Raw genomic sequence first — 8,473 nt, forward strand, 5'->3', positions numbered from 1 at the left:
GACTGGCCCCGCCTTCGGCGGAGCCAGCCGCTGTGGCTGGGGAGGGCTTCGCCTCAGGCGCTCTGCCACCAGCGGCGCGGCTTCACCGACGACACCGCGGCGTCCTTCGGAATCTCGCGGGCGATGTTGTAGATCTCCTTGTAGACATCGCTGCCGCCGGACATCTTGTTGAGGCGTTCGCGCCATTCTTCCCAGGGCTTGGGGTTGTACTCGGGCGAGCACATCTTCTCGGCCTTGAGGATCTCGGCGTCCGAGAGCGTCGCCACGCGGACCTTGTTTTTGCCGAACACGGTGTCGGGGCCGGGGTTGGGGACTGCACCGACCACCTCGACGAGAGCCTTTTCCTGATGCACCTGGGTGTATTGCTGCGCATCGAAGGCGGTCTCCATGACCACATCCTGGAGCTTGGCGGGCAGCTTCTCGAAAGTCTTGTTGTTCATCGCGGTGTGCTCGGTTCCGCAGAAGAACCGGAGGTCCACCGCCTGCGAGAGCACGGGCGCCATGTTGGCGTAGGCGGCGGCGCCCATCCAGGTTTCCGCGCCGTCGATGAGGCCTTGCTTGAGTCCGTCGAGCGTTTCTTCCCAGGAGATGGGTACCGGGTTCAGGTTCATCAGCTGCATGGCAATGCGGCCGAGCTGGGTGCCGGTGACGCGGTTCTTGGTCCCGGCAAGCTGCTCGACGCTGGTGATCAGCGGCGCATCGGCGAACTTCTTGCCCAGCATGATGCCGCGCAGCTCGCAGTGGGTGAAGAGGAACTGGATGTTGTGGCGCTTGCGCATCGGATCGCGGAAGAGCTTCTCGCTCTTCGGGTGGTAGAAGAAATAGTGCTGCGAGGCGCGCGACGGGAACATGTAAGCGAAGTCGAGCACGTTGTAGTACGGCGCGGCGCCGGCGGAATTCTGGGTACTGGCCGAAAACAGGTCGACGATGCCTTGCTGCGCCTTCTTGACGCAGTCGAGCTGGTTGCAGATCGCATTGCTGCCGATGAACTCGATCTTCAGCGCGCCGTCGCTGCGCTTCTCGAGCTCTTGCGCAAACCACAGCTGGCCGGATTCCTGGATCTTGAGGTTTTCCTCGTTGAAGCCGGAGGCGCCGAACTTGAGTGTCATCAACGGTGTGCCGGCTTTGCGGGCATCGGCGGTCTGGGATGCGGCCCGTGCGAGCCCCGAGACGGAAAGCGGCCCGGCGAGGCTGGTTGCGGCAAGCACGGTCGAGGTCAGCCCGTAGCGTCCGGCGATCTTGAAGAAGCCGCGGCGGTCAAGCGGTGTCTGGTTGGCCATTTGAGTGTCTCCTCTGTGTGGCTGGCTGGGCGTCATTGCCCGGTATTGCGGTTGTGGAACAGCACGACCGACCGTGCGGGTCGATCGGTTCTCGCGAGCCTTGCGCTTTACCGTCCGTCAAGGCCCATGTGATTCACTGGCGGCGGTCGGCGCGGATCATGTCGGCGGCCTTTTCGGCGATCATGATGGTCGGGGCGTTCGTATTCCCCGAGACGAGCTCGGGCATGATCGAGGCGTCCACCACACGCAACCCATCGATGCCGCGCACCCGGAGTCTTTCGTCGACCACCGCCATGGCGTCCTTGCCCATCTTGCAGGTCCCTGCCGGGTGGTAGATCGACTGCGAGTAACGGCGTGCGGCCTCGAGCAGCTGCTCGTCGCTGCTGAACTGGGCGCCGGGTACGAATTCCGAGATGATGTGCGGCTTGAGCGAGGGTGCCTCGGCAATGCGCCGGGCGACCTTGATGCCGCCGATCACCACCGGAAAATCGCGTTCATCCGACAGGTAGTTGGCGTGGATCAGCGGATATTTGAGCGGGTCGGCCGACTGGATCTCGACATGACCGCGGCTGAACGGCCGCAGCTGGCAGACCGAAGCGGTGAAGGCCGAAAAGGGGTGTGCGCCTTCGCCGGGCTTGTCGGCGGAGAGCGGTTGCATGTGGAACTGGATGTCCGGTCGGTCGGCCTCGGGGCTGGAGCGGGTGAAGATCGTCACCTGGCTCGCCGCCAGGGTGAGCGGACCGGTGCGGTTGAGCATGTACTGCATACCGACCCAGGCCTTGCCGATCAGGCTGTTGACCTCGTCATTGAGGGTTCTTTCGCGGGTCTTGAACACCAGTCGTACCTGCAGATGGTCCTGTAGGTTGCGGCCCACGCCGGGCAGATCGTGCAGCACCGGCACGCCCACCTTGCGCAGCAAGGCCGCCGGGCCGATGCCCGAGTTCTGGAGGATCTGCGGTGAGCCGATGGCGCCGGCGGAGAGAATCACCTCTGCGCCAGCGCGGACCTCATGTAGCTCACCGTCTCGCCGGTATTCGACGCCGATCGCGCGCTTTCCGTCGAACAGGATACGGGTCGTCTGCGCGTGGGTCTCGACGGTGAGGTTGGGACGCTTGCGCGCCGGCTTGAGAAAGCCCTTGGCGGTGCTCCAGCGGAAGCCCTTGTGGGCCGTCTGCTGAAAATAGCCCACTCCTTCCTGCGTCGCGCCGTTGTAGTCCTCGTTGAAGGGAATCCCGATATCCTGCGCGGCAGCGATGAAATGATCGGCGATCGGCCGACGCAGGCGCAGGTCCGAAACCTTGAGCGGTCCGCCCACGCCGTGGAATTCGCTCGCGCCACGCTCCTGGTCCTCCGATTTCTTGAAGTAGGGGAGCACCTCGTCGAAGCGCCAGCCGTCGTTGCCGAGGTCGGCCCAGCGATCGTAGTCCTCGCGCTGGCCGCGCACGTAGAGCAGGCCGTTGAGCGAACTCGAACCACCGAGGACCTTGCCCCGCGGCCACTGGATCTGCCGTCCGGCAACGTTCTCGTCAGGTTCGGTCTTGTAGCACCAGTCCAGCTCGGGGTTGTGCATGGTCTTGAAGTAGCCGACCGGAATATGGATCCACGGATTGCTGTCGGGACCGCCGGCCTCGAGCAGGAGCACGCTGTTGCGCGGATCTTCGCTGAGCCGGTTGGCGAGCACGCATCCCGCCGAGCCTGCGCCGATGACGATGTAGTCAACTACCTGTGCCATTACTCCTGTCTCCTGAGTGCCGGTCGGCTCGAATGAGGGGTGGCCGAGGTTCCGGTTTTCATGTAAAAAATGAAACGTTACGTTTCAAAATTAAGTTATAGTCACTATTGATTGGTCGATAAGAAAACCCAAGTGCAATCGACAGGAGACGTGGAAATTGAAACGGAACGCCGGAAAAGCGGATCAGAATCGCGCTGCAGCGTCGATCGAAGACGATGACGAGGACTTTGGCGGGCCCGATTCGAATGCCTCGAACGAAGATGTGAGGCGATTGCGGCCGCTAACGGTGCTCGAGCATCTGACCGAAGCCCGCCAGCCCCTCACGCTGGCTCAGCTGGCGAGTCTGATGGGGGTGCCCAAGAGCACCCTGATGCGGCTGCTGCGGTCGATGGAAGTCCACGGTTACGTGCTTCACATGCCGGCCGAACGAGGTTTCGTACCGGGCCCGAGGTCCACTACGCTGGCGCTGAACTCGCTGCGCAGCGCCAACATGCGGCGCGAATGTCGAGCGGTGCTGCGACGCCTCGTAAACAAGCTCGGCGAGAGCTGCAACCTCACCGTGCCGGATGCCGGGCGCGTGCTTTACGTTGAAAGGGTCGAGACCAGCGAGCCGCTGCGGATGCATCTGCGGCCGGGTACGTGGGTGCCGATGCATTGCACTGCGAGCGGCAAGCTGTTCCTGTCGGCGATGTCTCTGCTGGATCGCCAGGCGCTCCTCGCGAACATGCAGCTGGACCGTCATTCACCCCATACCATCGTCGAGCGTGCGGCGCTCGATGCCGAACTCGACCGGATCGCCCGCAAGGGCCTCGGCATCGACAACGAAGAGTTCGTGCGCGGCATGATTGCCGTCGCCGTGCCGGTGCTCGGCCGTGACGACAAGCTGGTCGCCGGCATTGCCTGTCATGCACCGACGGCACGTCGTTCGCTTGAAGATCTGATGAGCAGCGTGTCGCAGATGCGTTTGGCCGCAGATGCGATGCGCGAGGTGTTGTTCCCGGCGCTTCCCTGAGGCTGCCCTCGACCCGAGGTGCGGCGGCGTTCCATCCGAATCGGCCGGAAGAGGCGCGTCGCTTCCGTTTCGTGTGATGGTCGCCGCGGACGCCGATACGTGCCGCCGAAGCCGGTTTGCTGGCGCTGCGTGCCCGGTTCAGGGGCGCTCGCCACGGGCGAGCCGGGCGGCGATGTCGTCGATCACGGAAGGCAGGGTGGCGATGGTGTCGATCACGTAGTGCGCGCCGGCGCGGGTAAAGTTCGCGGTCGCCGCCGCACGGATGGTCGCCAGCCTCTCCGGCGCGCTCTCGTGATACTCGGCGAGGCTCAGCGAGGCCATGCTGCCGGACAGGGCGAGGCCGACGGTCCACATGCCCGCGTTGAGCCCTTCGGCGATGCCGGGCAAGGTGTCGTCGACCTTGACACAGCGGGCAACGCTGCCGATGGCGAGTTCGATCACGCATTGCAGTGCCATCCAGGGTCCGGGTCGTCCGCCCGCGCCGAGCTGGTCGCCGCAGACGGTGCAATCCGGCCGGTAGCCGTGTTCGGCGGCGAGCGGCATCAGCGCATCCATGACCGCTCGCGGATAGCCGGTGGTGGTGCCGACTTTCATGCCGCGGTGTCTCAGTGTGGCGATCGCCTCGAGGGTGCCGGGAATCAGCTCGGCATGTGCCCGGGCGCGTTCGATCTGACGGGGCACGAAGGCCTCGTAGAGCCTGTCGATGTCGGTTTCGCCGATCTGCCGGCCGAAGCGCGCGCGCCAGCGCCCTGCCACCGATGGGTCTTGGGCGAGCGCCTCGAAATGCTCCCGCTTTCCGAGGCCCATCGGCTTGCGCGCCTCGTCGAGGGAGAGCTCGAAATCGAAGGCGCTGCGAAAGGCTTCGACGAATGTGGCGGCAGGTGCCAGCGAGCCGAAATCGATGGTGGTGCCGGCCCAGTCGAGTATCACTGCCTCGGGTTGCGGGATCCGCATCGGGTCTGTTCCGCTGGGCCGCGACTACAGGATCTGGAACGCGATGATGGCGACGAGGGTCGGTGGCAACGCGGTCACCAGCAGCCCCAGCGGGTTGATCGCCTCGTCGTCGAAACTGCCGCGCAGTATTGCGAAGGCAGCAGGATTCGGCGCGTTGGCGATGACGGTGAGCCCGCCGCCGGTGACCGCTCCCGCAACCAGTGAATATCTGAAGGCGTCGTCGGTGCCCTGAACCAGAGAACCGAGATAGGTGAGGGCTGCGTTGTCCGTTATCGCGGTGAGCGTGGTTGCGCCGAAGTACAGCGCGGTACTGTCCATACCGGCGAGCACGTCCTGCAGCCACCATTGCTGCTGGGTGCCGAGGGTCACCAGACCGGCCAGGAAGAAACCGACGAGCAGCCCTTCGCGCAGGATCAGACGGTCGTGATAGTGGCGGTAGGCTTCGGCAACGCCGAGAAACAGCAGGAATACGCCGACGAATACCACGGGATGGTGCGAAAAGAAGACGATGCCGGAGAGAAAGAGGACGTGCAGCGCGATCAGCTGCGCCGGGACGCTCGCGCGGGTCCCTTCGGCCTTGACGTTCAGTGCGCGGAGCTCGTCGCGAAACAGCCAGGTTGCAAGGCCTGCATTGACGAGGGCCGCAATCGCCGCCTTCCAGCCGAAGTGCCCCAGCATGTACCAGAGATCCCAGTTCCAGCGTGAAGCGACCATCAAGACCGGTGGTGCAGCAAAATGGGTGAGGGTGCCGCCGATCGAGACGTTTACGAAGAGCGCACCAAGCGTGACGTATTTGAGGCGGTGCGAGATCCCCCGGGAATAGAAATTGTCACGCAGCATCAGGGCCGCCACGGTCATCGCCGCAGGCTCTGTGATGAAGGAGCCGAGCAACGGAATCACCGACAGGCAGATGAAGTAGAAGGCGACGCTGTCCTCGAAGGGCAGGTAGCGGGCCAGCGCATGCGCGAGCATCTTGCACAGTTCGAGCACTGGCCGGCTGGCGGCCACGACCATGATCACGAAGACGAAGGCCGGCTCGGTGAAATCGAGCCCTTCGAGATAGGCGGTGGTCGCCGCGGTACCACTGGTCAGACTCATGAAGCCGAGCAGCACGAAGGCCCAGAAGCCGAAGACCACTTCGACCTCGCCGAGCAGGTGCCAGGTGCCGGCGTGCTTCGGTTGTTGATGAGCGAGGCGCTCGAAGTACTTGGTCATGAAAGTGTGCGCGACCGCGATCGCGAACAGCAGGGTGCCGGTCAACTGAATGGTGGTGGGAGTCATTCGTTTTTCGTCCTGTCGGGTTCTCCGGTCCCACGCCGTGTGTCTGTCGCTGGGGCCCGTAGCGCGGGTCTGTTCGAGTGTACGCCCGCGCACGGATTCCGGCTGGCCGGTTTCACGATACCGCCGTGATCATGAGGCTCAGGCCGATCACCAGCAGCGTGCCAAAGGCGATGCGACGCATCGTCGTTGCCGAGAAGGGCGGCGGAAAGCGCCGGCCGGCGTAGCTCGCCAGCGCCACCAGCAGCACCGCGAAGGCGGTCAGCAGCCACACTTCTGTGCTGAGTCCGCCCTGGGTGGCGACGAACAGCGTGCGCGCGCTCGCCGTAAAGGCGAACACCAGCAGCAACATGCAGCGAATCGAGGCGATCTCCATCGGCTGGCGGTAGAGGTGATAGATGGCCGGTGGCCCGGCCATGCCGAAGAGGCCGCTGGAGAGCCCCGCGAAGACGCCGCACAGGAAGAAGCCGCGGTTGGACGAGCGCTCCGCCTGGACGCGTGGTTTGAGCGCCAGGCTCACACCGCTGTAGGCGATCACCGCGCCGATCATGAACCTGAGCACCTCGGCCGCAGAGCTGCTGAGGTAATCGAGCAACAATACTCCGGTGACGCTGGCCGGCAGGACGCCCAGCAATACCGCGCGTGCGGCCGGCCAGTCGATCAGGTTCAGCCGGCCGGGCAGAGCCACCGCGCTGTTGACCAGAGTCACCAGGCTTACCACTGCAGCGACGACCGAAACCGGCGCCAGATCGAAACCGCTGGTCGCGCCGATCACGATCATGCCCAGGCCAAACCCGGTGACGGTCTGGAAATAAGTGGCAAAGGCGATGACCGCGAGCAATGGCAGCAGGTGAAGCAGCGTCTCCATGTCGTGACGGCGCGCGCAGGGCTCTTCAGCCGGCGGCCGATTCCCTCGCAGTCTGAGCCTGAACCACGGTAACCGCGATCACATGGAACACGTCCTCGGCGCTGCAACCGCGCGAGAGATCGTTGGCCGGCTTCGCGAGGCCTTGCAGCAGCGGCCCGATCGCCACCGCGCCGCCGACCCGCTCGGCGAGCTTGTAGCCGATGTTGCCGGCCTCCAGATTCGGAAACACCAGCACGTTGGCGCGGCCCTTGACCTTCGAGTCCGGCAGCTTGCGGTTGGAAATCTCGGCGACGATGGCCGCGTCGAGCTGGACGTCTTCGTCGATCGCCAGTTCGGGGCGCTGGCGCTTGACCGCGCGGGCGGCTTCGACCACCTTGCTCACCGCGGCGTGCCTGGCGCTGCCGCTGGTGGAAAAGGAGAGCATCGCCACGCGGGGCTCTTCGGCGAGCAGGCTGGCGGCGCTGTCGGCGGCGGCCATCGCGATGTTGGCGAGCTCCTCGGCGTCGGGATCGACCACCAGGCCGCAATCGGAAAAGATCAGGCCGCCCTTGAGGGTATGGAAGGGCTCGCAGAGCATCATCAGGAAGAAGCTCGAGACCAGCTTGAAGGACTTGTCCACGCCGATGATCTGGAGTGCGTTGCGGACCACGTCACCGGTGGTATGGACCGCACCGGCCACCGAACCGTCGGCGTCACCGAGATGCACCATGAGATTGGCGAAGCACAGCGGCTTGCGCACTTCCTGCTGCGCCTGCTCGCGCGTCATGCCCTTTTTTTCGCGCAGCCTGAAGAGCTCTTCGGCATAGGCCTCGGTGCGTGGCGAGTCTGCCGGATCGATCAGTTCCATGCCGGAAAGATCGATCGCCTCGTCGTCGGCGAGACGGGTGATGCGCGTCCGGTCACCGGCCAGGACGATACGGGCCGTGCCTTCGCGGGTTGCGCGCAGCGCAGCCTGGAGGATGCGCGGATCGTCGCCTTCGCACAGGACGATGCGCAGCGGGTTTGCACGGGCGCGATCGATGATTCTGTTGATTGCTTTCATGTCTGGGGTTCCTCGTCGTCACCGCATTCGTCGGAGTGCGGAAAAAGAGGTGCCGGGTCCGGCCTTGGGAGGCAGCCGGACGCCGGCGAAAGATTCAACCCCCGTTGTTGCGGGGAGGAGGAGGGGTTGATCGCAATTCGGATCTGCATCGTGATGCCTGTCCGCTACCCGGCCGCCCCTGTGCGGGGTTGGCCGGGTGTTGTTTCCTCAGACGTAATCCTTGTACTTGTCGAGGAATCGGACGGGTTTGGAGAGGGCATCGCGGCGGAACGGGTCACCGAGTTCGCGGGTACACATGATCTCGATG

The 8,473-nt window shown here is 64.5% G+C and carries 7 protein-coding genes; 1 reads left to right on the forward strand and 6 read right to left on the reverse strand.

All coding sequences use genetic code 11. The features are described 5' to 3' along the window. Positions 1–53: 53 nt before the first annotated feature. Positions 54–1,280 (reverse strand): TRAP transporter substrate-binding protein, encoded by a 1,227-nt coding sequence (locus tag GQB03_RS22060; RefSeq protein ID WP_159693876.1) that lies wholly within the window; start codon positions 1,278–1,280, stop codon positions 54–56. Positions 1,281–1,413: 133 nt separating this feature from the next. Then, entirely contained in the window at positions 1,414–3,012 is a 1,599-nt protein-coding gene (locus GQB03_RS22065; protein WP_159693878.1) for a GMC family oxidoreductase, read from the reverse strand. A 157-nt stretch (positions 3,013–3,169) separates the two neighbouring features. Here GQB03_RS22065 and GQB03_RS22070 point away from each other — a divergent pair, with 157 nt between their 5' ends. Further along, complete coding sequence (locus GQB03_RS22070) at positions 3,170–4,024, forward strand: IclR family transcriptional regulator (RefSeq protein WP_159693880.1); 855 nt, start codon at positions 3,170–3,172, stop codon at positions 4,022–4,024. 138 nt (positions 4,025–4,162) lie between these two features. Here the strand turns inward: GQB03_RS22070 and phnX are convergent, their stop codons facing one another. From phnX to pta, 4 genes are all read right to left on the reverse strand, one after another. After that, positions 4,163–4,978, reverse strand: a complete 816-nt coding sequence (phnX, locus tag GQB03_RS22075; RefSeq protein WP_200832382.1) for a phosphonoacetaldehyde hydrolase — start codon at positions 4,976–4,978, stop codon at positions 4,163–4,165. A gap of 24 nt (positions 4,979–5,002) precedes the next feature. Continuing rightward, positions 5,003–6,259 (reverse strand): putative Na+/H+ antiporter, encoded by a 1,257-nt coding sequence (locus GQB03_RS22080; protein ID WP_159693882.1) that lies wholly within the window; start codon positions 6,257–6,259, stop codon positions 5,003–5,005. Positions 6,260–6,371: 112 nt separating this feature from the next. Further along, on the reverse strand, positions 6,372–7,124 hold the full coding sequence (locus GQB03_RS22085; protein ID WP_159693884.1) for a sulfite exporter TauE/SafE family protein: 753 nt from the start codon (positions 7,122–7,124) through the stop codon (positions 6,372–6,374). A 25-nt stretch (positions 7,125–7,149) separates the two neighbouring features. Continuing rightward, positions 7,150–8,166, reverse strand: coding sequence for a phosphate acetyltransferase (pta, locus tag GQB03_RS22090; RefSeq protein ID WP_159693886.1), 1,017 nt, complete (start codon positions 8,164–8,166; stop codon positions 7,150–7,152). Positions 8,167–8,473: the final 307 nt, after the last annotated feature.

Source organism: Cognatazoarcus halotolerans, from assembly GCF_009800965.1.
Classification (GTDB): domain Bacteria; phylum Pseudomonadota; class Gammaproteobacteria; order Burkholderiales; family Rhodocyclaceae; genus Cognatazoarcus; species Cognatazoarcus halotolerans.

Coding starts and splice junctions, on each gene's coding strand:
- GQB03_RS22060 (WP_159693876.1), bottom strand. CDS start 1,280: ATGGCCAACCAGACACCGCTTGACCGCCGCGGCTTCTTCAAGATCGCC.
- GQB03_RS22065 (WP_159693878.1), bottom strand. CDS start 3,012: ATGGCACAGGTAGTTGACTACATCGTCATCGGCGCAGGCTCGGCGGGA.
- GQB03_RS22080 (WP_159693882.1), bottom strand. CDS start 6,259: ATGACTCCCACCACCATTCAGTTGACCGGCACCCTGCTGTTCGCGATC.
- phnX (WP_200832382.1), bottom strand. CDS start 4,978: ATGCGGATCCCGCAACCCGAGGCAGTGATACTCGACTGGGCCGGCACC.
- GQB03_RS22085 (WP_159693884.1), bottom strand. CDS start 7,124: ATGGAGACGCTGCTTCACCTGCTGCCATTGCTCGCGGTCATCGCCTTT.
- pta (WP_159693886.1), bottom strand. CDS start 8,166: ATGAAAGCAATCAACAGAATCATCGATCGCGCCCGTGCAAACCCGCTG.